Raw genomic sequence first — 24,212 nt, forward strand, 5'->3', positions numbered from 1 at the left:
AAGGTACACCAAATGAGGTATACCTTTCCCTATGATATGTTTACATAATACTATGATATGTTTACATAATACTATTATATGCATCAATCTATATAGCTGTTTGTTTTTGTAACAAATTCAAATCTCTCCAACAATACGCTGTTTCTTCTACCTTTACTCTCTCTAAAAATTTCGTATCAATTTTTTCAGGGTTGAATTTTTCATAAAACTTTTTAGAAGGATTATTCGTAACGACCCAAACTAAAAGAGATTGCATATCATTCTTTACACATTCTGATAGTAACGCTTGAAATAACTTTTGGCCTATTTTCAATCCTTGATACTGTTGTAAAAGATAGATTGCATATAATTCCCCATCACAATTATATGCACCGCTTCTTTCAACTCCCCCATCAATAAATCCGACTATCGTTCCATTTAACGTCTCTGCTACAAATCTATATTGGCATGTATCTTCTTGTTGAAAAATGTTTTCCCATTGTTTTTCTCGTTGCTCATATGTTATATTTTCTAAAAATTCGTCAGCAAATATACCTTTATACGTTGTTTTCCAGCTATCAACATGCACCTTTGCTATACCTCGTATATCATCTTTTATAGCTCTTCTAATATGTATTTCCATCATTTCTCCCCCTTGTTATTCATCATTATATCAATTTATTTCCTTAAAAATCCAAATAAAAAAAAGAGCGAATGCACTTCACTCTTTTTTATCATAATTATCTACTTTCCACTTCCACTGAAACAACACGATCAATCTCTTTCAGGGAGCTATATAACTCTGTTGTATATAAATCTTCTGGAGCTAAAATAACCATTTCCAATTGCTGAAATGCTCCACTATCTATATCTTTAATTTTCACTCGTTTCACATGCATACCTAAATTTTTAATTTGCTTAAATATACCATCTAACTCATGATGCTCTTTTACAGTAATTTTTATAGATAAATCCTTTTGTCTTAATGAATACGGACCTGCAATTTTCACAAGTTGTGGAAGTACGTTAATTGCTAAAATAATTAAAATCATAGCAACCGTCGCTTGTAAATAAAAGCCTGCCCCAATTGCTATACCTAAAGCTGAAGCAGCCCACACCATAGAAGCTGTCGTTAATCCAGAAATAACATCATTACTTCTTCGTAAAATAACACCTGCCCCAAGAAAACCAATCCCACTCACAATTTGAGCAGCTAGACGCATTGGATCCATATTTGTATGCCCTGGAACAGAATATACATGTACGGCTTCAATTGAAACCATCGTAATTAAACAACTTGCTACAGAAATAACCATACTTGTTTTCACACCAAGCGGTTTATTCTTTAGCTGCCTATCTATCCCGATGAATAATCCTAAAAAGAGTGCTAAACCTAATTTGAGTAAAAATTCATATGACATATTTCCATTCTCCTTACTTTACAATATTTCCCTTGGAATAATTCACTATAACTCTTTTATGATATCAATTCCAGTCTTTTCTATTCATTCAACATAAAAAACCGAAAAAACATTTGTAACGATGTTTCTCCGGCTTTTTATTATGCTTAAGATTCTTCTTTATTTCTGATCTTTAATCTTAATCTCTGCATCTTTGTAGAATGCTAATTTACTGTCATTATACTCTTTTGTAAATTTGTTAAACTGCTCTTTCGATTTTTGTGCTTCCACATTTAATTCATTAACAGTTTTAACTTTTTCACCGATTTCTTTTAATTTCGTTTCTTTTACTTTTAATTTTTCATACAGTTCTTTTTCAGTCGCTAATACTTTCGTGTAATTTTCATTCATCTTTTTGAATGCATCATAACGATTTTTATACGACTCTTCTACTGCTTTTGCTTGTTTTTGTAACTTCTTATCTTCAATCTTCTCTATATTACTTTGAACAGATTTCGTTTCCTTCTGTGCTTTTTCTAGCATTTCTTTTTCACTTTTCAATACTTTTTCACGGTCATCTACATTTGCAGTAGCTTGCTCTATTTTCTTCACAACTGCTTCATTATGATCTTTACCTTCTTGCAAAATTTGAGCATATAATTCTTGCCCTTGTTTCTCTAACTGCTCTAATTTTTTTGCTTCATCCACTAAAGATTTTTCTTGTGTTGCTGCTGTTTCAAAAGCTGTATATAGATTTTCTTCTGGCTTTTCACCGAAACAACCTGTTAAAAGCCCTACTGATAATGCTCCAACTACTGCTACTTTTCCATACTTCAACGTTCATTCCTCCATTACATACGGTTATCATGCCAGAAGTTCACTGGAAAGTGACTCTCTTCATGATAAGCTTCAAACTCATAACCCTTTTCTTTTAGCCCCTTTAAAATTGCTGGCACAGCAGCAACTGATTGCGGGTGAATATCATGCATTAAAATTACTTCTTGTGGTTTTGTTGCGTTTGTTAAGACATTTTGAGCAATTTGTGCTGCAGCTGCATCAACTGGCATTTTATTGTATTTCCAATCTAATGAATCAATTGTCCAATCCCATACTTTAAATCCGCCTTCTACCACTTTATTTCGAAGACCTTCATTCAATCCAGGCATCGAACCATATGGAGGACGTGTTAATTTAGGTGATTTCCCAATAATATTAGCGATTAAACCTTGATCTTCTTTCATTTCATTTACATACTCGCCATTTTTATATAACTTTGCGAAATTATGTGTCATACTATGCATGCCTACATAATGACCCTCAGCATTTTCACGTTTCACTAAATCAGGAAATTCTTTTACATTCGCTCCAATTAAAAAGAACGTCGCCTTCGCATCATGTTGTTTTAGCGTATTTAATAATTCAGCCGTATATTTCCCTGGCCCATCGTCAAATGTAAGATAAGCAACTTTTCTTTCTTTTCCATTAAAACGACTTGGTGCCGTTTTATTCATTTCAACTTTCGGCTGTTCACTTGCAAGCTGCACTACATTTTCTTGTTTTGCAACAGCTTTTGCTGGTGAAGTAATTGATTGGAACATGTAATACCCAATAGCTACTGCGGCAATCGCTATTAAAACGACTACTATTTGTTTAATTTTTAAAGCTTTTTCCATTCTATCGAATTCCTCTCCCTATTAATCTTATATATAAATCGCCCAATATAATTATACATCTATTTATTTTTATTTCACCATGTAAACAGATTTTTTTGTATTATACTGGGAGTTTTATCAAAAGTATTGTTCCATGTGCTTATAAGACTCAACGTATCTCCATGAAGATCCACCATTTTTTGACGATAGCTAAACCATATTTTCACCTATTACATAATTATTAATCTGGCAAAATAGCTGGTCAATATATGATAAATGATCTTTCGCAATTACTATCTCTTCATCTTTCACCTTAATCGCTTCAATGTGTATGAATATGTAATTGCATTTTGAACAGTCTTTCTTTAACCTGTTTCAATTTCCACCAATTCAATTGTTCTATAAATAGTGATAAATTGAATTTCCTTTCCTTCAACTTTAGGAGCTAATTTCCAAATAGTTCCCTCTAGTATATCGTATAATTACACCTTTTGTTTATATAAATTAAAATGATTTTAGTATAATTTTTCTAGAACAAAAAAACGTTATTAAAAAGTTGCTAATCCACTTCAAAAAAAAGATTGGCAAAAGCCAATCTTTTTTTATTATTCGTTTCGAACTGATTTTGGCGTTACACCTAAATGATCATTTAATTTTTTTGAAATATCTTTTATATTTTTTTCATTTGGAATGTAATAATAAATACCACCGATACGTTTATCTGTACCTTCTATTTGCATTTTTTCCATTTCCAAATTAGTTCCTGCCATATTTTTTGTAATGGCAAGCATATCGTCAAATGTTAAGTTCGTTTTCATGTTTTTATCAACCGCATCTAGTAAAGAGCCCATTTTGCTAATTGATTGAACAGACATCGCTTTTTTGGCAATTGCTTCTATTACAAGTTGCTGTCTCTGTCCACGCATTGCGTCACTATCAATTTTACGCGTTCTTGCAAGTGCAAGTGCTTGTTCTCCATTTAAATGTTGGTAACCTTTTTCTAAATGGATCATACCAGCTTGGTCTTTACTATCTTGTTCAGTGAAAGTAACTGGTACATCAATATCAATACCACCAATTGAATCGACAATTTGTACGAATGATTCAAAGTTAAACTTCACATAATAATCAACAGGGACATTTAAAAATCTTTCCACTGTATCGCGTGTGCTTTCTACGCCACCAAATACGTGAGCATGAGTAATTTTATCTAATTTTTTTCTAGTTGGAATATAAACACGTGAATCACGTGGAATACTTACTAGCTTAACAGACTTATCATCTTTATTAATTGTTGCTAATAAAAGTGCATCTGTTCGAACTGCTTCGCCATATTGGCTTTTTCTCATTTCACTTCCATCTACACCCATGATTAATATTGAAATATTATCCTTTAAAGGTTCAACTTCTTTATCACGCTTTGATGACTTTTCAATTTTTGCATATGCATCATTTACAACTGCTTTTGCTTTATTATATATAAACGAACCATATCCTACTCCTCCAAAAATAAGTAGGAAAAATGGAATTAATATGAACCATTTTATTGACTTTCTTTTAGAACGCTTTTTATTACTTCTCGTATTTTGTTCTAATTCAGAGCTCATACCCATTCGCCTCTCTTTCTCTTTACCAAGTATAATGTAAGTCTATTTATCTTCATATTGAATTTCCTTTCATTAACCTTACAATTTTGTAAGGTTACTACTTAAACCCAATATGTATTCCATTTCACATTATACTCTCGTACTTATTTTTGGCAAGTCACTATTTACCAATTTCAAAAATTTAGCACTTCGCAACATGCAAATTTATAAATTCATTAACTCTTTCATTTTAAATTAGGATATCTTTTTCCAGATAAACGATATGAATAAAGAGTCCAGCTAATAATAAAACCTCTATGAATACAGTATATTTCACGTTATTATTTCTCAAACGGCGTATACATGCTTTTCTTCCCCTGATTATCAATAAAAGCCGACTTTGCTTTTATTTTCGTTTTTTCTACTTCCATGTCTTCATTTGAGAAGTTCACAATGATTTTAATATCTTTTCCATAAGAAACAGATTGTACTAGCTTATCTTCTGACAAATACGCAAAATTCGTCATCTCTTCTTTTACTGCTTTTTCATGAACTTCATTCCAAACTTTTAGATGCTCTGTAATTTCTTTTTTATGTTTATTCCACTCTACTTCATCTAAATGGTACAACGGAGGAACATTATACAATAATTCAGACAGCATTCGATTTCCAACTTCATCTTTTACCTTTAAACTTCCCCATTCCCAATGATGCGTTGTAATAACGGAATCATTGTATACTAATTTATATAATGGTACCGAATATACTGGATTTAAATATACTTGTTTATATTCTTCTTTCAATGGTACTTGTTTTGCATATTTTTCGGGAACATTTTGATTTGGTGACCAATATCCACCGACATAATACGGACTTGTTTTATTTTTCCGCATATCTTCATCGTCCCATTTAATAACAGGTGTTTCAATTCCGTGTGCAAATGCAATCGTACTACTAGCAAAATCATTTCCACCTTCAGAACCAACGACCATACCCTTTTCTTGTGCAATGTAGTCCATTCGTTTTAAACGTGCTTTTAAATCTTGCTCTTGTGTCGTTATATGTTTCGCTGAATAGTCATCGTAAATTTCACCTGTCGCATCACAATCAATAAACCATGAATTATATTTAGGACCATTTTGTAATATATCATTCATGCGTTCCTTTACACTAGGCAGCGATAAAGTCGGGTTTAACTTGCGACCTCTGCCTAAAAAGCCTTGCACCTTTTCTCCGTTTTTCTTCGTTACAGTAGCCTCTTCGTATAATGATGGGTCATTAAAGGATGCTGTGTTCCAATTTTTATCACTTTTTTCGTGAATGGAATGATATGAATCATACGGACCAACTAAATACCCCATTTCCTTCGCTTTTGCCACGAAATTCGGTTGCATAAATCCTTGTTCCCAGTTCGGCAGACCAATCCACGCTTTTTCTATTCCGGCCTCTGTCATTTCCTTTAGTATGTCCGTTCCATCTGCATTACCCCATTTACTTACCTCTTCAACCGCATCGCCAAGTAGCGACTTTAATAAATGCTTATTTAAGCTATACAATTCTGTATTCGTTAAGTGACCTACACCTTTCTTTAATAGCACACTAGCTTCCTGGTCAACGTTTTGAAAAATATCCTCTTTATAAAATTCCTTCATGGATAATACTTCGTTTATATAACGTAAAATAACATTTTTTTGATACTTATCAATGAAATCTTGTTTACTTACTTGATCTAATACATTCAGTTCCCCAGGCTCTGAACTATTCTTTTGAATAAGTTCTTTTATATGACTAAACAGCGGGCTATTTATTTGCTCCCTTAGTTTTGGCCAATTTATATTATTTTCTGATAAACCATTTTGATTCCAAAAATAAAAATGCGCCGCTCCATATAACTTTTCGATTTCTTTATTTTTTCTAGCCTTTTCTTGTAATGTTTTAAATTCACCTTTTCGAACAATATCATCCTTATACAGTTTAGCAATGCTTACCGCATCATTATTTGTCACATATAATTGAAATCCATATGTTTTATTTTTATTTATGCTCGGAAATTCATGTGTAAAATCAAATCCTATTTTCGGATCCGAATGAAATTTCAATTCATTATTAAACATATTGTTTGCAATATATACAATTGAATATTTCGAACCATTTAATGCGAAAAACTTCATAGAAAATGATTCAGCAAATGAATATGCATCATCCTTTAAAAACTTCTTCCAATTCTCATCATTGCTCGGAATTTGCTTACCCTCCCATAACGGAAGTGTATAATTTTCAGCTTCTACTTTCGGCCATGTAAAACTTTCTGCACCAGTCGATTCCACTTCAATGTTTAAGTGGTCTTTTTTCTTTTCTAATTTTATTTTTACTTTTTGATCTGGATATTCCCACGATGTACGATCCTTTTCTTTTTTTACATTCGATACCTTCATTTTCGGTAGGGGTTGTGATGCTTGTTCCTTTACACCGTCATGTTCTACAGTTACTGTGAATGTTTCTGGATTTACATCATAAGTAAAATCTTTATACGTCGCTTTCTTTATTTTAGACTCTTGTACAGCATTACTACCTTTTACGTCACAACCGACTAAAGTCGAAAATGGCATAGTTGTTAGAAGACATATCGCTATCATTTTTTTCATCCTCTGCACCTCCACCAATGAATATACAGGTGGTTTGTTACAGAAATGTGGCAAAAAATAATAGAGCTAGCATTTTGCTAGCTCTATTTGGAGTATTAAAAGTTGATATGAACAACTATAATTCGCTTAGAAGATATGTAATACAGTAACTGCATTTTTTCTCAACAATTATGAAACTAAACAAATCAAAATTTTAACAAGCATTCTTTAACTGAAAAAATAAGTGTATACAATGTATCCTAAAAGTAGTACTAAAATGATTATCCCTGTACCTTTCCAATTCATACCGCCGGCTATATCAACTAGACTACCTGCTTCCGCTCTATTGAGTCCGTCATGTAAAGAACCCGTAGGATTACTTTTTAATTCACTTTGTCTCATACGCTCTCTTTTTTCTTCTGGTGACTCTTTATTCATTTAATCACCTCCAAAATGAATGCACTCTTTACTTACATTATTCAAAATCAACATTTGTTTTATATTTTTTTCCGAAAAAACCCAATTTAAAATAGGTTTGCAACGTAAAGAAAGCTAGCCATGCCAGCTTTCTTTATAATCCAATATGCTCTTCCTTATTTACAATAATACCTTTATGGTCGATTTCAAGCTCACATACTTTCATATCTGTAAATACTCTCGCTAATTGCTCAGCGATTTCTTGACGTTTCTCATATGGCGTTAATATAAAAATAGATGGTCCCGCACCGCTAAGTGCTGTGCCGTACGCACCAAATTCTTTTGCGCATTTACGAATAGATGGTAATAACGGTACGAGTTCTAAACGATATGGCTCGTGAAAATGGTCTCTCTCCATCATTTCACCTACAACTTCCCACCGCTTTTGACATAATGCAGCTACTAATACGTTACTTATCGCACTAGCTTTAACTGCCTCATGAAACGGAAACATCTTTGGTAATACAGATCGACTTTCATCTGTATTTAATTCTTCATTCGGAATAAGAGAAATTACCCCTAATTCCTTGCTCTCAATTCTTACGACGGAAATATCCTTTCCATCAAGTGCTCCGATTACAGTTCCACCTAATATAGAAGCAGCAACATTATCAGGATGTCCTTCAAAATTTGTAGCAATTTGAACTTTTTGATCAGCAGTTAAGTTCAAATCACCTAGTTGATTCGCAACCTCTATCCCAGCTACAATCGCTGATGCACTACTTCCTAGCCCTCTCGTTAATGGGATATTGCTAGTAACTTCTATTATATGGGGTGATATAGAAGGACATACTTTACATGCCGTGCTAACGATTAAATTTTTATCGTCTGTCGGAATTGATTCTTCAAAGGAATGGATTACTTGCCACTTATCAGCTTTTTCTTTAACCACCACATCTAAATACAATGACAAAGCTATTCCAACTGAATCAAATCCAGGACCAACATTCGCCGTACTAGCAGGGACACGAACGCTTAATGGTATCACGACATAATCACCCCTTTAATATGATCTTTAATTTGTTCTATATTATTTGACAAACTTGCGATGTCTAGTTGATTTGAAGAAATAGCGATATCAGGATCCTTCAAACCATTTCCAGTTAATACTGCAACAACTGTTTCTCCCTCTTTGATTTTTCCAGATTGAACATGTTTAATTACGCCGGCTAATGAAGCATTTGATCCTGGTTCAGCGAAAACTCCTTCAGTTTTTGCTAATAACCTATACGCATATAAAATTTCTTCATCTGATACCATATCTATTTCACCACAAGACTGCTCGGCAGCCTCTACTGCATACGACCAACTTGCTGGGTTACCAATGCGAATTGCTGTTGCAATTGTTTCAGGCTCTTCAATTACATGCCCTTTTACAATTGCAGCTGCTCCTTCTGCTTCAAAGCCATGAATTCTTGGCTTCTTATAACCTTTTTCTTTCTCATATTCACAGAAACCTTTCCAATATGCTGTAATATTTCCTGCGTTCCCAACAGGGATAGCTAGAACATCTGGTGCATTTTGCAATTGGTCACAAATTTCAAATGCTGCCGTTTTTTGCCCCTCAATTCGATAAGGATTTACTGAGTTTACTAACGTAATCGGCTCTTCTGCAGCAATATTTCTTACAGCCTTAAGTGCATCATCGAAATTCCCTTCTATTGAAATAATTTCAGCTCCATAAGCGACCGCTTGCGCTAATTTCCCATGTGCAATCTTTCCTTCAGGTATGACGATTATACATTTCATCCCAAGACGTGCCGCATATGCTGCAGCTGATGCTGATGTATTACCTGTTGATGCACAAATGATTGCTTCTGAACCTTCTTCTTTCGCCTTAGCAACTGCCATCACCATACCACGATCTTTAAAAGAACCTGTCGGATTCGCTCCTTCGTACTTACCATATAGCTGAACCCCTAATTGCTTTGATATATTTAATAACGGAATAAGAGGTGTGTTTCCTTCCATTAAGCTCACATCAGGTGTTTTTTCATTCACCGGTAAATAAGAAGCATACTGTTTTAATAGTCCTTTATACATATTGTTTTTCCTCCTCAATAATGTAGTAACTGTTTATTTCACTTGCGACAGCTTCTATCGCTCCTAAAACTCGTTCGAATTGATACTTGGAAGTTCGATGTGTCACAACAACAACTTCTGCCAGTTCACGGTTTAAAGGTAATTGAATAACTTCTTTTAAACTTACAGAATAATTAACGAAACATTCTGTTATTTTTTGCAACATCCCAGGCTCATCTCGTAATGAAATACGCAAGAAATATTTCGAAACTACTTCTTCATCACCTTGTAATTCATAAGGAACTGGTTCTTTTAACGCACTTTTATTTTTCGGCACTTGATTCATATTTTTAACGATGGAAATAATATCACTTACTACAGCAGAACCAGTTGGCAACTTTCCAGCTCCAGGTCCGTAAAACATTACTTCTCCTACCGCTTGACCGTGAACATATACTGCATTAAATTCATTATTTACATTCGATAATGGATGACGACTTGGTAAAAGTGTCGGTTCTACACTTAAATGAATGGCTGATCCTTGTTTTTCTGCTTTCCCAATTAACTTCATAGTAAATCCTAACTTTTCAGCCATTTGTAAATCTTCTTTTTCGACCTTTCGAATCCCTCTTACTTGCACATCATCTAATGAAACATTCATCGAAAAACCTAAGTTTGCAAGAATTGCTACCTTTCTCGCCGCATCTAGTCCATCTACATCTGCTGTCGGATCCGATTCTGCAAAACCTAATTTTTGCGCTTCCTGTAAAGCCTCTTCATAAGACCACCCATTTTGACTCATTTTTGTTAACATATAATTTGTTGTACCATTTACAATTCCCATTATTTTTTCAATTTGATCTGATGCTAGCCCGTCAGTTAGTCCTCTTAACACTGGAATACCGCCTGCTACGCTCGCTTCATAACATAAATCACAATCATTATCATTTGCCAGTTGAAGAAGCTCTGCACCATATACAGCCATTAAATCTTTATTTGCTGTTACGACATGTTTTTTATTTTCTAAAGCCTTAACAATATGCTGTTTTGCTTCTTCAATTCCGCCCATTACCTCTACTACAATATCAATATTTGAATCATTTAGAACTTCATCTGCATGACTTGTGACTGCAATTCCGTCAATACAAACATCGCGTTCTTTTTCCAAATCACGTACAACGACTGTTTTCACTTTCACTTCGTATCCTGTATCAAGAGCGATTTTTTTATAATGTTCTTTCAAAATATGAACAACACCACTTCCGACCGTACCTAAACCTAATACCCCAACATTTATAACGTTATTCATCTTCTAATCTCCTCCTAAAAGTTTAATTGTTACACCTATAAATCACCTTATTCTGCTCTTTGGCCATGCAGGTGGTGGTTATTTCCGTACGTACAAATTGTTTCATGTTACAAGCACCTCCTTTCAAAGTAATAAAAAAACACACTCATCCCTAGGAAAGGGACGAATGTGTTTTCGTGGTTCCACCCTTGTTCCAATCTAGACGTATCTCCTTCTAGATTGCTCAAGTTCAGATAACGGCTGATACCGTCAATAATTACTAGATTACTCGTTCACTATTGAAGTTCAAAGGTGGTAAAATCATTTCTCGTGTTAGGAAGCTCACACCCTTGGCTTCCCTCTCTGTAAACCGTAAAAATGATTTCTTGTCCTTATCGTTACTTTTTCGTTCATGTCTATTTGTTAACTTATTATAGTTATCAACTTTTTAAAAAGCAAGCCTATTTTTACTAACTATTTTCAAGAACTTTTTTTATTATATTTTACAATAGCATTATGCAACCGCCACTCAATTTACCTATTTTGTTATTTCTCCAGTTTATAAATCAACGGTTCATATATAAAGTGAAACTTTAATCAGTGGGGATTTTGTTCATCCCCACTGATTATTAGTTGAACCAATCGGGCTTTTACGGGCAGTTGATACCCACCTAACTTCTTTACTTACGCTGAATTTTAAGGTAGGGGTCTTACTGCCCGTTAATGCGGGATAAGTTCCCCATTCTAAAACCCGTACATATCCACCTTACAAAACTATATCAATAAAATTTTCAATACAATCTTTTTGTATAACTTTCTTCTAAAGAACGTGCAACATCTTCTTCTGAAGTATTCACTTTCGCATGCTCCAGCAACATTTTTGCTGCTGAAGGTAACTCTTTTTTATTTAACCAAGATTCTGGATCCCACATCTTAGAACGAATAAAAGCTTTTGCACAATGAATATAACACTCTTCTATTTCAACAACAATTCCAAGCAACGGATTACGTCCATTCGCCTGCATTTCTTTCAAAACTTCTTCGTCGTTTGTAATATACGCTCGGCCATTTATCCGGAGTGTCTCCCCAAGACCTGGAATAAAAAAGATTAGTCCTACACGTGGATTTGAAATAATATTCAAAATGGAGTCTATACGAAGATTGCCCGGTCTTTCTGGAATGATAATTTTATTATTATTTAATACGTATACAAATCCAGGTGCATCTCCTCTCGGCGAAGCATCACACTCTCCTAATTTATTTGCAGTAGATAATACTAGAAAAGGAGATTTAGACAGAAAATCTACGCAATGGTGGTCTAATGATGAAATAACTTTCTTTAACGCTCGCTCACTTGGTTGCCCCAATATTTTCCGTAACTCTTCCTCTGTTGAAATAATCGATTTTATTTCCATACGCTCTATCTCCACTTATAACTACTCCTTTTTCTTTATTTTCCCAAAATTCAATACAAATATTGTATAATAAAATTTGAGGAAAGGGGAATTAAAATGACAGAGTGGTTAACAATATTTGATCCTGAAAGAAATACACTTGGGAAGAAATTACGTGACGAAGTGCATCGTGACGGTGATTGGCACGAAACATTTCATTGTTGGTTTGTAGAAAAAGATGCTGAAGATATGTTCTTATATTTCCAATTACGCTCTAAAAATAAAAAAGAAGCTCCATGTATATGGGATATTACTTCAGCTGGACATATTATGCATGATGAAGATGTACAAATTGGTGGCCTTCGTGAAATCGAAGAAGAATTGGGGCTTTCCTTTCAAACTACTGATTTAATATACAAAGGCATCTTTAAAATAGATTATGAAATTTCAAATCTTACTGATCGTGAATTTTGTCATATGTATTTTCACAATGTCAACAATCCACTTCCATTCGCACCAGGTGAAGAAGTAGACGATGTGATGAAAGTACATACAACTCCTTTTCTACAACTATTAAAAGGAGAGATTTCATCTTTAACGACGATTTCAGTCCTAAACAATAAACCGATTACGATAACATTTGAAGATATTTATCCGTATGATCTTGCATACTATGAATTTGTTGTTGAACAAGGAAAAGAACTACTAAAAAATAATAGTTTGTAAATATAATAGGACTCCTATCTATCGTTGACTGAGAGTCCTATTTTCCTTATCATCATTGTTCAATTGTCTTTAATCTCTTCTCTACTCGCCTAAATAAGTGAATGATTAACAATACCATGACCGCCATAATCACTGCTGTTGTATGTGGATATCTAAACAGTATACTAATAATACTTCCAATTAACATCATGATGAATCCGTTTTGCTTCATCACTTCTGCACTATACCTATTACCCGCATCCCATAATTCCTTATTTTTCATGGATCGTTTCGTACGATAACCATATGCTGCGTTAATATCCGTTGGTGGATTTTTTTGAAGGATAATTGCAGCAAGTATAAATATAACACCGATCAATATGCTTATTCCTACGTTTACTAATGCATAGATCAATTATACCCCCCCTAACTTACACCCTCATTATACGACACGACCCCTTTTTTTCCAATTTATAACGCATTCAATTTCTTTCTTTTGATGTCTGGAACATACTCGGAAGTGTTACAAAACGTGCCCCTTTCGTTTTTAACTGCGGAATGATTTTGTCTAGTGCATCTACAGATCCTTGTAGATGCCCACCCGGTGTTGAATGCTGAAGGATGACACTTCCTGGAAATGAATTCCCTAATACATTATTTGTAATCGTATCAGCGCTTACACCTTTCCAATCAACTGTATCAACACTCCACTGTACAATCATAAAATTTTGCTCTGTCGCCCACTTCAATTGATTTTCAAGTATTTCACCGTATGGCGGACGTATAAACTTTGGTGCATAACCAGCTAAACGATTTAATATTTCTTCTGTTTTTATAATTTGATTACGGTACTCATCCTCATTTACTTTCGCTAAATTTGGATGACTATACGTATGATTACCAATTACATGCCCTTCATTTGCAATACGCTTTACTACGTTCGGAAATTTTTCTGCGTTTTCACCAAGTAAGAAAAAAGTAGCTTTTACATTATGTTGTTTTAACTTATCTAATATTTTTGGCGTGAATTCTGAATCTGGTCCATCATCAAATGTAAGAGCTACTTCCGCTTTATTATACGGTCCTGAAAATGCGTACGCATATTTTTCAACCCATGAAAATGGTGTCCACGATCCACGATCATCTACTTTCATTTGTACTTCATAGCTTTGAGGGATATATGCGTATGGCAATGCGCTTATATATTTTCCATAATAAAGTGAGTTATATGGCATATAAGCATACGAAACATCTCGTTCTAGTCCCCATTGATATGGAGCAAACATTTCTGGCGAATAAAAATAATACATGATAAAAAACCTCCCTAAATTTTCATATGTGATTCATCTGCACTTTGTTAGAGAAATTGTTATTCATAAACAAAAATAAGACTGTCCTTAATTAGGACAGTCTTACTGCTTTATATTATTAATAAATTGATGTACTATCTTTTGGCAAAGCTTTCACATGTTTTAAATAGTTCGTCACTTTATCATCATCTTGCGGATATTGATATTCATATGTGTTAGCAATTTCGTTCGCCACTTCTCTAAATAAATCACCCATAACAAAGAATGACTCCCACATATTTTCATATTCTGCATTAGAAAATGTCCTTTTAAATTGCTCCCACATATCTTCTTCAATATATTGCTCGAAATGCTTTCCAAACTTCCCTGTATTAACTGTAAAGTCTGTTTTCATACCAATATACCATTCTAGCATTACGATGAACATATCTCGCACTGGTCCTTCAAGCATTCCTTTTGCATAAGAAAGTTCCTCTCGCCATAACCCTTTTGCGATATTCGTACTACACCACCAAAATTCATTACAACAATCTAAAAACTCTTTTTCTGTAGGCTTTTTTACTAAGTAATCTTTATCACTTGCTGGTGGGAATTCTTCCAGACAATTATCTTTATCAAGAAGCAGTTTACTTAAACTATCTTGTCCAACGAACTTTTTTATTAACTCAACTGGAACTAGCGTTAAATCAATCCGATTCCCATCCATGAACTGCATTAAATACGGAAACTTTCCATCTTCATCTGGTTGAACTAACGACATTTCTTCTGGCATTTGTACTATCATTATTTCTCCAAATCTATGAACCCAATTATGATTAGACGTAAAAGATTGTATATCATTTACAACATACATAATATCATAGTCTTGAAAACAATCTCTTTTCACATTTGGATTTACACGCGATCCATTCATGATAACTGCTCGAATTCTTTCATCCTCTATTGCTGTATTTATAATTACGTCTAACATTTCTTTTTCAGTTCTCATCTACTCACAACCTCCAATTTTTTAATATATAATATAGTGCTATACTGGAGGGCCACGAGCTAATCTCGTTATACACGATACATGTTATAATTTTTCAAACATCTTTTTCATTCCACCTGTCTCCTTACATCATTCTTTTACGATTGCCATTACAAATCCATCGTATCCCTTACTTCCGACAGTTTGAAGCGCTGTAGCACTAACACGTGGCTCTGCAGCTATTAATTCATAGAAACGACGTATCCCTTGTACACGAGGATCGTTACTAGTATCATTAATAACTTCTCCTTCACGTACTACATTATCTCCAATAATTACGGTACCAGGGCGTGATAGTTTCAGTGCCCATTCAAAAATAAGTCGGATTATTTTGTTTATCAGCATCTATGAAAATAAAGTGAAACTTTAATCAGTGGGGGGTTCATCCCCACTGATTATTAGTTGAACCAATCGGGCATTAACGGGCAGTTGATCTCCCACCTAACTTCTTTGCTCCAGCCGACCTTTGAGGTGGGAGTCTTACTGCCCGTTAATGCGGGATAAAATCAAAAGGTTCATGCTTCTCATTTTCTATTTGTTGTAAAGAATCTAACGCTAATCCTGTTCGTATTTCAATTTTATCATTCAAATTAGCACGTTCAATATTGCTACGTGCAATTTCTGCATGTTTTTCATTTGCTTCCAATGTAACAACTTGGCCTCCAGATGGTAAGCCCCTTGCAATCCATATCGTGCTATATCCGCCTGGAGTACCAATTTCCAAAATGTTTCGAGCTCCTTGAATTTGTACTAATAGTTGTAAAAACTTCCCTTGCGTTGGCGATACATCATGTGCCGGTAAATTAGCTGCAGCATTCGCTTGAAGGACCCTTTCTAATGTAGAATCTTTCGGTATTAATACATCACTCATATATTGATCAACAGCCGTCCATTTCTCAATTGTACTCATGTAAATACCATCCCTTTCAATTTCCCAACGCTTTCTACCATTCACTTTTAATTATACCGAAAATTCTGTCTCAAATACAAAAAATAAAGAAGGGACATCTCCCCCTTACAGAATAGATATCCCTTCTTTTAAAGTTAAATTTAATTCCTATGGATTAGTAGACCAAAGCCCAGCAGATTTAATAAATGTACGTTTATTTAATTTTAGCTGCGCTACGATAAATTCTGCAATATCTTCTGCTTGCATTACTTTATCAGGGTTTCCATCAGTTAATCCTAAATCTACAGCCATATCAGTTGCTACTGTACTTGGTGTTAAAGCTGTTACACGAATGTTATGCTTACGAACTTCCATCGCTAACGATTCAGTTAAACCAAGAACACCAAATTTAGAAGCACTATATGCACTTGTTACAGGTGCACCTTTTTGTCCTGCTGTAGATGAAATGTTAATGATATCACCAGATTGTTGTTCAATCATGCTCGGTAAAGCAGCACGAGTTGCATAGTATACACCCATTAAGTTTACTTGAATGATTTTTTCCCAATCAGCAACGTCTAGTTCTAAAAACTTACCAAACTTAGAAATACCAGCGTTATTAATTAAAATATCGATAGATCCTAAACCATTTTTTAACGTTTCAATCGCAGTAGTCACTTCTTCGTATGAAGAAACATCAGCAGTTGCAATAACAGCTTTTACGCCTTCTGCTTCTACTTCTTTCGCTACAGCTTTTAAGTTTTCTTCTGAACGAGCTAATAGGCCTACATTTACGCCTTCTTTCGCTAATGCAATTGCGACAGCGCGACCAATCCCTCTACCTGCTCCTGTAATTAAAGCATTTTTGCCTTGTAATAATTCTGCCAAGTATAACACTCCTTAATCATCTCAGTTATGTATTATATTAAAATTGTATCTATGTTTATGTAAAAAGGCAATGATGCACTTTCATGTGCGTAGGTTACTTGTAGGTAACTATAGAAAATTACTATGCATTCATTGCACGTATTTATCATTATTCATGCAAAATAAAGACACCCTCCTCATAAAAGAGTGTCTGCGTATGAAATAAAAAATGGTTCTTTATCACTACACTATTTTTCTTCATAATTAGGAATACGCACAATAAATTCAGTACCTTTTCCTTCCTCACTCTCCACTTTTATCTCTCCTTGATGAAGATCGAGTACTTTCTTTACAATAGCTAAACCTAAGCCACTTCCTCCAGAGGCACGATTTCGTGAAGAATCCGCTTTATAAAAACGCTCAAAAATATGTTGTTTCTGTTCTTCTGATATACCAATTCCTGAATCACAGATACGCACTTCCACTACTGTCTCATGTTCCTTTAACTGAATAGTAATTGTACCACCGCTTGGAGTAAATTTAATGCTATTATGAATTAAATTAATCCACACTTGACTCATACTTTCTTGGTCTGCAGTTACATGGACTTTCTCTAAATCAAGATCTAATTCAATTTCTTTTTCAGCCCAGAGTGGTTCACTATTTAACACAATTTGCTTTAACTGTTGATCTAATCTATAGCTCACTCTTTCTGGTGTATACTCTTCGGATTCTAAAAGAGTTAGCTTTAGTAAATTTTGACTTAGTTTAGATAATCTCGTTGTTTCAGTTTCAATAATTGTAAGATAATGCTTTCTTTTTTCCTCAGAAAGATTATCGTCTTGTAGTGCTCTAGCAAATCCTTTTATAGAAGTTAATGGTGACTGTATTTCATGAGAAACATTTGATACAAATTCTTGTCTCATTTTCTCCATCGTATTCAGTTCATCTGTCATATCATTTATACTTTTTACGAGCACGCCAATTTCTCCATCATACTTTTCTTCATTTCGTATTTTTACGGAGAAGTCTCCTTTTGCAATTTTTTGTATCGGTTCAATAATAGTCCAAATCATTGCCTCTCGTTTTGGCCTCATTAATATTCCAATTAATGTCCAAATAAGAATAATAAATACAAAACCGACCATATCACTAATTAGAAAGGCAACAAATGGCGATACGTTTACGTCAAAAGCATTCAATATACTAGTTGCTACATAAAATGCGATAGACCAAATGATAGTAAGAAAAGAAAAGAGCGCTAATACCGCTCCAAATACTTTCAGCATCTTCAACTTACTCATTCGTTTTCTTTTTCTCATTTACTTACCTCTAAGCGATACCCTAATCCTCTTATCGTTTTAATACTAAATTTCGACTGCTCTTCTTGAAACTTCTCACGTAACCGATTAATATGAACGTCTAGTGTACGTTCATTCCCTTCAAAATCATATCCCCATATTTCTTCAATTAATTGCTCTCTCGAACAAGTTCTTCCCGATTTAGACCCTAAAGTAAAGAGCAGCTCAAATTCTTTTAACGGTAACGTAACCGTTTGTTCTCCAGATGTAACTTCGAATGTTTTACGATTTAATAATACATTTCCAACTTGAATCGATTGTGAAACTGTAATTTGGTAACGTTTCAATAATGCCTTTACTCTCACTACTAGTTCTATAGGGTCAAATGGCTTTACAAGATAATCATCTGTCCCAAGGTGAAATCCTTTTACTTTTTGTGATGTTTCCCCTTTGGCAGTTAGCATCAGAACCGGGATATCATAGTATTTTCTTAATTCAAAACATACATCAAATCCATCCATATTTGGCATCATGATATCAAGAATAACCATATCGACTTTTACGTCATCCATTTTCCGAAGTGCATCTACTCCATCAATTGCCTCATATGTTTGAAAACCTTCTCGTTCTAAAAATACAGAAACGAGTTCCCTAATGTGTGGATCGTCGTCTACTATTAAAATTTTAGGTATCAAAGGAACCATTTCCTTTCTACTTAGCATCTAATATATTTTTTTAAAATGCACCCTCTTTAATTTTCAATTGTTGCGTTGCAAACTCACGATACATATCATGCGTCTGTAATAATTCATCATGCGTACCACTACCTGTAAGATTCCCTTTCTCAATAAAGATAATTTTATCTGCATCTACAACAGTAGAAAGTCTATGCGCAATCACTAACGTTGTTCTGCCTTTCATTAAGTTATTTAACGCTTTTTGAACGACAGACTCAGATTTACTATCTAAGCTTGAAGTTGCCTCATCTAGCATAAGAATTTGCGGATTTCGAAGTAACGCTCGGGCAATGGCAATTCGCTGTCTTTGTCCACCAGAAAGCTTCACACCGCGTTCTCCAACTTCTGTTGCATAACCGTTTGGTAAGTCATGAATAAATGCATCAACATATGCCATTGCTGCTACTTTTTCAATTTCTTCATCCGTTACTTCGCCTTCAACACCGTAACAAATATTATCACGAATCGTTCCATCGATTAACGGACTATCTTGTGATACGTAACCGATTTGACGTCGCCATGACTGTAATGAATAACTCGTAATTGATTCTTTTCCTAATTTAATGGCACCACTAGTTGGCTCATAAAAACGTTCCAGTAATGAGAATAACGTTGTTTTCCCACTACCACTTGGTCCTACAATCGCTGTCACTTTTCCAGATTCAATTATGAAATCAATATTTTTCAAAACTTGCTCTTCTTCGTTATACTCAAAATGTACATTTTCAAGAACGATCGGCTGCTTAGCATTTGCCACTTTCACACCAGTTTCATGATCTTCTACTTCATATTCTAAAATCGTACTAATTCTTTCCGTTGCACCGATTGCCTTTTGAAATTGTGTAAAGAACATAGATAATTGACTCATCGGCATTATAATTTGAACTAAATACAAAATAAACGCTACAAGTTCACCAGTTGTTAATGCACCGCTAGAAACTCGCATCCCGCCATATCCTACGATAATAACAAGTAGTGCCATTAAAACAAACGACATAACTGGCGAAATTAATGATTGCACTTTTCCTTCTTTCAAACCAAATTGTAATAACTTTTGTATACCTGTATTACCCGTTTCATATTCTCTTTTTTCTGTATTTGAAGATTTCACTAAACGAATTTCCGATAACACTTGCGTTAACACACTTGTAAAAGATGCCGTTTCATCTTGAAGCGCTTTTGAAATCTTATACATTTTTCGTCCAAGTGGAACTAAAATTAATACAGACAACGGAATAACCGTTAAAAGTAACGCAGTCATTTTCCAATCTAAAACAAATAATACAATTAACGATCCAACAATTGAAATACCACCTGTTAATAAGTTTGACAAATGCTCAGAAATTAACGTTTTCACAACACCTGTATCATTCGTCATACGGCTAATCGTATCACCTGTTCTATTTTGATCGTAATAAGATACCGGCAAGATAAGTACCTTTTTCCACAAACGTTCTCTTAGTCCCGCTACAATCTTCTGCCCAATATAATTTAGTAAATATATAGATAACCCTGCCGCAATAGTTTGCATTACAAAGAAAGCAACTAACCCAACAATTTGTCCTGCACTAATTGAAGAAAGCGAAAAATTATCTACTAATCCTTTTGTTAGCATGGGAATAAATAAACTCGCTCCCGTAGAAAGCAAACTCATTAATAATGCAAAAACTAAAATTCCTTTCGGAGGATTTGTATCTTGAATAAGGCGTAAAAACTGCCTCCAACTCCCTTTTTTCTTCATTTCATTTCTAACTTCCATTCCTGTTCATCTCCTCGTGTTAAACAAATCTGTTCTTTCTAAAATTAGAATACGATACAAATGTAAACTGAATGTAAACACACTTTTTCTATTTTTACAAAATATACATAAAAACTCATCTTTACAACAGATATAAACATCTGATATTATTACCTGGTACTTAATATTATTCTATGTAAATTATAAATAATTTACAACACGATATAAATCTCCAGTTAGTGAAAGGAGTATCCTTTTTGCAAACAAATATACATTCTGAAAAGGAAACAATTATTTTTATTCATGGGTTAGTTGGTAATCGTCGCGCCTTCAAAAAGGAGCAAAAACGATTTTCTGCCTCCTACAACATTATAACTTATGACTTATTAGGTCACGGTGATGATAAAGGAGAAGCAATCGACTTTTCATTACAGCGCCTCGTAGATCAATTATTAAACTTATATGAACAAGAAAATATTAAAAAAGCTCATATTTGTGCACTAAGTTACGGCTGTTACATCTCTACAATTTTTGCACAAATGCATCCAGAAAAAGTATTAAGTATTTGTCATATTGGAGGACATTACAATAACCCTTCTCGTTTATATAATGTATTTCAAAATTTTTGGGAGAAGCGAGGAGATGAATACTCTAAATGGCTCTCTCAATACGCAAATACTATTTTTCCAAGTGGTATACTAAAAGCAAATCCATTCGCAGTCATTTCAAGAAATATTTACTACCGTTTCGGATTACAATTACATTCATCCATAATTGCCCAGTCATTACGACATCGGTTAGAATTCGATTTAAAATCTAAATTAAAATCACTCCCTCACCCTATACTATGGGTAATGGGAGAGCATGATCATCTCTATAAATCTTGTCTATTTGATTTGAAATCTATTTTACCTAACGTTCTATACAAGGAAATACCTTTAGCAGGACATGCAGCGAACTTATTTCGTCCTAACTATTTCCACGACTTATATGATCGATTTTTAAATGGAAAGTTAAAATAAAAACTATTAAACTTCCAATTTATTCAACTATAAAAAGGCTTCCCAAGTTTCCTTGGAAAGCCTTTTCTCTATACGAAAAGTATATAAAACTACTTTTTCTTAGTATGCTTTTGTGTAACCTAAAATGTGCTTGCTCCAGTAAGAGTTACTTACAGAACTAATACGTACACCAGTTGCATCTGTTTCTGCACTAATGAACTGACCGTTTCCTAAGTAAACACCCATGTGAGAAGGACCTGATTTATAAGTATTTTGGAAGTATACTAAATCACCTGGTTGTGGATTGCTAGTTTTTGTTTTAGAGCTCCAGTATCCAGCAACTGTTTGACGAGCGCCTTTATGACCAGTTTGATTTAATACGTAGTGAATGAATCCACTGCAGTCAAAACCAGCAGGTGTTGTACCAGCAGTTCTGTATGGTGAACCATTTAAAGATCTAGCGAATCCAGCGATTGAAGATGTATCTCCACTTGTTGTTGGTTTTTGTACGTCTTTACCTGGTTGTTGAACGTTATTTGTAACGTTATTGTTATTGTTATTTGTAACGTTATTTACTCCGCCTTTTACAAACTTAACGAAGTCTGCACTTACGTAACCTGTGCGGCCGTTATGGTTAATTTTGTACCAACCATTTTCAGCGCCAGTAACGTTTAATACTTTACCATTTGTTACTCCACCGATTACAGCGTTGTATGTAGCTGGGCCTGTACGTACTTTTAAAGCACCAGTGTTAACAACATAAGAACCACCAGTTTGAACTGTTGTAGTATTGTTGTTTGTAGTTGGTTGTTGTGTTTCGTTAGATACAGCAGAACCACCTTTTGTTACGAAGTCTTTGCTTACGTATCCAGTTCCACCATTGAAGTTGATTTTAAACCAATCTTGTACTTCACCTACAACTTGTACTGTTTTACCTTTGTTTACAGAACCTAATACTGTATGAGATGTACTTGGGCCTGTACGTACGTTAAGTGAAGAAACGTTTACTGTGTAAGTACCTGTTCCTTGTTGAACAGTCGTTCCTGTTTTGCCACCAGTCGTTACGAAGTCACCACTTACATAACCTGTTTGACCATTTACGTTTACTTTGAACCAACCATTTTCTTGTCCAACTACTTGTAGCACTTGGCCTGATTTTACTTTAGAAATAACGTTATGTCCTGTACCAGCACCTGAACGAACATTTAATACATCAGCAGTTACTGTGTATTTTAATTCAGAAGTTGTTTCTACAGTTTTTGTTTCAGTTACAGTCGTTTGAGTTTGAGTTTGAGTTTGTCCATTAATTTCTTTTAGCGCTTCATTTGAAACTTGTGCATGAGCAGAATCCATTCCTGGAACTGCAACGCCAGCTACAGAAGCTGCTGCTAAACCTGCAATTACTTTTTTCATAAGTTGTCTTTACTTCCTTTCCCTACTATCCTCTTAAAAAAACTTAAAACTTTAATACTTTACAATATTATCAAAGTAAAATATTCATCCAGTTCCATTTTTTAGCAAGAGTTTTATTTTTCACACAGAGTTCATTTTAAATGAACAAAGTGAAATCCGTGTGAACTTCATGTGAACTTTATCATTAAACATAGTGTTTTTGCAATGATTTTTTCAAATTTCTTATATATCGCATAAAAATTCGACATTTCATTTAATATCTCAATATAAAATATCCCTTTTCTATCTTCTATAAAAAATTCTATTAACCTAATACAAACTACATTATGTATTTCCTTATAAAGCTCCTTACATAAAGTATACTTTCATCATGACAAAAATCACTCTATTAATCAATAGTATAATATTTTTAGAAAACTAATTTTCTATACTATCTACAATTTTGAAATAATTTGACGAATTGTAAGATTTATTTTATAAAAACCATTTCTCCTTTAAAGAAAGCACACACTATACCAATTGTTCTCTTTTTCTAATTATAGAATTTATAGGATAACCATAGTATTATATACATATCCTAATAAAAAGAGGAGGCATATTTGTGAGACATATAATAGATGATTCTATACAAAAAAATATAGAGATGTACTATGCTTTTATTCAATTCGTTTCAATGATAACATTACAAAAAGTATCAGTTGTTGAAACACGTAAAGATGAATTGAAAAATCAGATAAAAAATGAAGGACAAAAAAACCCTTATTACTTATAAAAAAAGGCGAACAGGTTATATTCCTGTTCA

The 24,212-nt window shown here is 34.1% G+C and carries 22 protein-coding genes, 2 pseudogenes and 1 other annotated feature; of the genes and pseudogenes, 3 read left to right on the forward strand and 21 right to left on the reverse strand.

Annotated features, from left to right (window positions below):
• Positions 1 to 88: 88 nt before the first annotated feature.
• The 11 genes from N2V92_RS25270 to N2V92_RS25320 all read right to left on the reverse strand — a co-directional run bounded on the left by N2V92_RS25270 (position 89) and on the right by N2V92_RS25320 (position 12,458).
• Positions 89 to 622, reverse strand: a complete 534-nt coding sequence (locus N2V92_RS25270) for a GNAT family N-acetyltransferase (protein WP_000402427.1) — start codon at positions 620 to 622, stop codon at positions 89 to 91.
• Positions 623 to 719: 97 nt separating this feature from the next.
• Positions 720 to 1,400, reverse strand: a complete 681-nt coding sequence (locus N2V92_RS25275; RefSeq protein ID WP_000119503.1) for an MgtC/SapB family protein — start codon at positions 1,398 to 1,400, stop codon at positions 720 to 722.
• Between the two features lie 159 nt (positions 1,401 to 1,559).
• The gene (locus tag N2V92_RS25280; RefSeq protein WP_000873563.1) at positions 1,560 to 2,216 is read right to left on the reverse strand and encodes a YkyA family protein; all 657 of its coding nucleotides are present in this window, start codon (positions 2,214 to 2,216) and stop codon (positions 1,560 to 1,562) included.
• 14 nt (positions 2,217 to 2,230) lie between these two features.
• On the reverse strand, positions 2,231 to 3,052 hold the full coding sequence (locus N2V92_RS25285) for a peptidoglycan-N-acetylglucosamine deacetylase (RefSeq protein ID WP_000409482.1): 822 nt from the start codon (positions 3,050 to 3,052) through the stop codon (positions 2,231 to 2,233).
• A 584-nt stretch (positions 3,053 to 3,636) separates the two neighbouring features.
• Positions 3,637 to 4,638 carry an LCP family protein gene (locus N2V92_RS25290; protein ID WP_002083270.1) on the reverse strand — a complete coding sequence of 334 codons (1,002 nt, stop codon included), beginning with the start codon at positions 4,636 to 4,638 and terminating at the stop codon, positions 3,637 to 3,639.
• 320 nt (positions 4,639 to 4,958) lie between these two features.
• Positions 4,959 to 7,262 (reverse strand): glycoside hydrolase, encoded by a 2,304-nt coding sequence (locus N2V92_RS25295; RefSeq protein WP_000738097.1) that lies wholly within the window; start codon positions 7,260 to 7,262, stop codon positions 4,959 to 4,961.
• A 207-nt stretch (positions 7,263 to 7,469) separates the two neighbouring features.
• Positions 7,470 to 7,679: a DUF6366 family protein gene (locus N2V92_RS25300; protein WP_001031477.1), complete on the reverse strand. Its 210-nt coding sequence runs from the start codon at positions 7,677 to 7,679 to the stop codon at positions 7,470 to 7,472.
• Positions 7,680 to 7,812: 133 nt separating this feature from the next.
• Positions 7,813 to 8,706 (reverse strand): homoserine kinase, encoded by an 894-nt coding sequence (gene thrB, locus N2V92_RS25305; protein ID WP_000612685.1) that lies wholly within the window; start codon positions 8,704 to 8,706, stop codon positions 7,813 to 7,815.
• Positions 8,703 to 9,761, reverse strand: a complete 1,059-nt coding sequence (gene thrC, locus N2V92_RS25310) for a threonine synthase (protein WP_000276426.1) — start codon at positions 9,759 to 9,761, stop codon at positions 8,703 to 8,705. Before thrC ends, thrB begins: the two co-directional genes overlap by 4 nt.
• On the reverse strand, positions 9,754 to 11,049 hold the full coding sequence (locus tag N2V92_RS25315; RefSeq protein WP_001066894.1) for a homoserine dehydrogenase: 1,296 nt from the start codon (positions 11,047 to 11,049) through the stop codon (positions 9,754 to 9,756). The genes thrC and N2V92_RS25315 overlap by 8 nt, the downstream gene beginning before the upstream one ends.
• A gap of 155 nt (positions 11,050 to 11,204) precedes the next feature.
• Positions 11,205 to 11,436 (reverse strand) — a binding site (T-box leader).
• Between the two features lie 383 nt (positions 11,437 to 11,819).
• Positions 11,820 to 12,458, reverse strand: a complete 639-nt coding sequence (locus tag N2V92_RS25320) for a pyridoxamine 5'-phosphate oxidase family protein (protein ID WP_033668872.1) — start codon at positions 12,456 to 12,458, stop codon at positions 11,820 to 11,822.
• Between the two features lie 81 nt (positions 12,459 to 12,539).
• Here N2V92_RS25320 and N2V92_RS25325 point away from each other — a divergent pair, with 81 nt between their 5' ends.
• Positions 12,540 to 13,148: an NUDIX hydrolase gene (locus N2V92_RS25325; RefSeq protein WP_000141348.1), complete on the forward strand. Its 609-nt coding sequence runs from the start codon at positions 12,540 to 12,542 to the stop codon at positions 13,146 to 13,148.
• Between the two features lie 52 nt (positions 13,149 to 13,200).
• On the opposite strand, the gene N2V92_RS25330 is transcribed toward N2V92_RS25325, so the two are convergent.
• From N2V92_RS25330 to N2V92_RS25370, 9 genes and pseudogenes are all read right to left on the reverse strand, one after another.
• Positions 13,201 to 13,539 carry an SdpI family protein gene (locus N2V92_RS25330; RefSeq protein WP_025989011.1) on the reverse strand — a complete coding sequence of 113 codons (339 nt, stop codon included), beginning with the start codon at positions 13,537 to 13,539 and terminating at the stop codon, positions 13,201 to 13,203.
• 70 nt (positions 13,540 to 13,609) lie between these two features.
• The gene (locus N2V92_RS25335; protein ID WP_016077843.1) at positions 13,610 to 14,437 is read right to left on the reverse strand and encodes a peptidoglycan-N-acetylglucosamine deacetylase; all 828 of its coding nucleotides are present in this window, start codon (positions 14,435 to 14,437) and stop codon (positions 13,610 to 13,612) included.
• Positions 14,438 to 14,555: 118 nt separating this feature from the next.
• Positions 14,556 to 15,425 carry an aminoglycoside 6-adenylyltransferase gene (locus N2V92_RS25340; protein WP_001258547.1) on the reverse strand — a complete coding sequence of 290 codons (870 nt, stop codon included), beginning with the start codon at positions 15,423 to 15,425 and terminating at the stop codon, positions 14,556 to 14,558.
• Between the two features lie 129 nt (positions 15,426 to 15,554).
• Positions 15,555 to 15,822: pseudogene (locus tag N2V92_RS25345) on the reverse strand (O-methyltransferase); the annotation flags it as partial.
• Between the two features lie 147 nt (positions 15,823 to 15,969).
• Positions 15,970 to 16,374 (reverse strand): annotated as a pseudogene (locus N2V92_RS25350) (O-methyltransferase); the annotation flags it as partial.
• A 147-nt stretch (positions 16,375 to 16,521) separates the two neighbouring features.
• Positions 16,522 to 17,241, reverse strand: a complete 720-nt coding sequence (locus N2V92_RS25355) for a 3-ketoacyl-ACP reductase (protein ID WP_000818985.1) — start codon at positions 17,239 to 17,241, stop codon at positions 16,522 to 16,524.
• A 227-nt stretch (positions 17,242 to 17,468) separates the two neighbouring features.
• On the reverse strand, positions 17,469 to 18,542 hold the full coding sequence (gene hitS / locus N2V92_RS25360; protein WP_016077844.1) for an envelope stress sensor histidine kinase HitS: 1,074 nt from the start codon (positions 18,540 to 18,542) through the stop codon (positions 17,469 to 17,471).
• A complete protein-coding gene (gene hitR, locus N2V92_RS25365; RefSeq protein ID WP_000612415.1) occupies positions 18,539 to 19,216 on the reverse strand; it encodes an envelope stress response regulator transcription factor HitR in 678 nt (225 codons plus the stop codon). The genes hitS and hitR overlap by 4 nt, the downstream gene beginning before the upstream one ends.
• A gap of 40 nt (positions 19,217 to 19,256) precedes the next feature.
• Positions 19,257 to 21,017: an ABC transporter ATP-binding protein gene (locus N2V92_RS25370; RefSeq protein WP_016077845.1), complete on the reverse strand. Its 1,761-nt coding sequence runs from the start codon at positions 21,015 to 21,017 to the stop codon at positions 19,257 to 19,259.
• A 236-nt stretch (positions 21,018 to 21,253) separates the two neighbouring features.
• Here N2V92_RS25370 and N2V92_RS25375 point away from each other — a divergent pair, with 236 nt between their 5' ends.
• On the forward strand, positions 21,254 to 22,018 hold the full coding sequence (locus tag N2V92_RS25375; RefSeq protein WP_001194308.1) for an alpha/beta fold hydrolase: 765 nt from the start codon (positions 21,254 to 21,256) through the stop codon (positions 22,016 to 22,018).
• A 99-nt stretch (positions 22,019 to 22,117) separates the two neighbouring features.
• On the opposite strand, the gene entFM is transcribed toward N2V92_RS25375, so the two are convergent.
• Positions 22,118 to 23,410, reverse strand: a complete 1,293-nt coding sequence (entFM, locus tag N2V92_RS25380; protein WP_000755512.1) for an enterotoxin EntFM — start codon at positions 23,408 to 23,410, stop codon at positions 22,118 to 22,120.
• A gap of 601 nt (positions 23,411 to 24,011) precedes the next feature.
• On the opposite strand from entFM, the gene N2V92_RS25385 reads away from it, so the two are divergent.
• Complete coding sequence (locus tag N2V92_RS25385; RefSeq protein WP_001215914.1) at positions 24,012 to 24,182, forward strand: hypothetical protein; 171 nt, start codon at positions 24,012 to 24,014, stop codon at positions 24,180 to 24,182.
• Positions 24,183 to 24,212: the final 30 nt, after the last annotated feature.

Origin of the sequence: Bacillus sp. CH_48 (assembly GCF_038008465.1) — a bacterium.
GTDB classification, from domain to species: Bacteria; Bacillota; Bacilli; order Bacillales; family Bacillaceae_G; genus Bacillus_A; species Bacillus_A thuringiensis_S.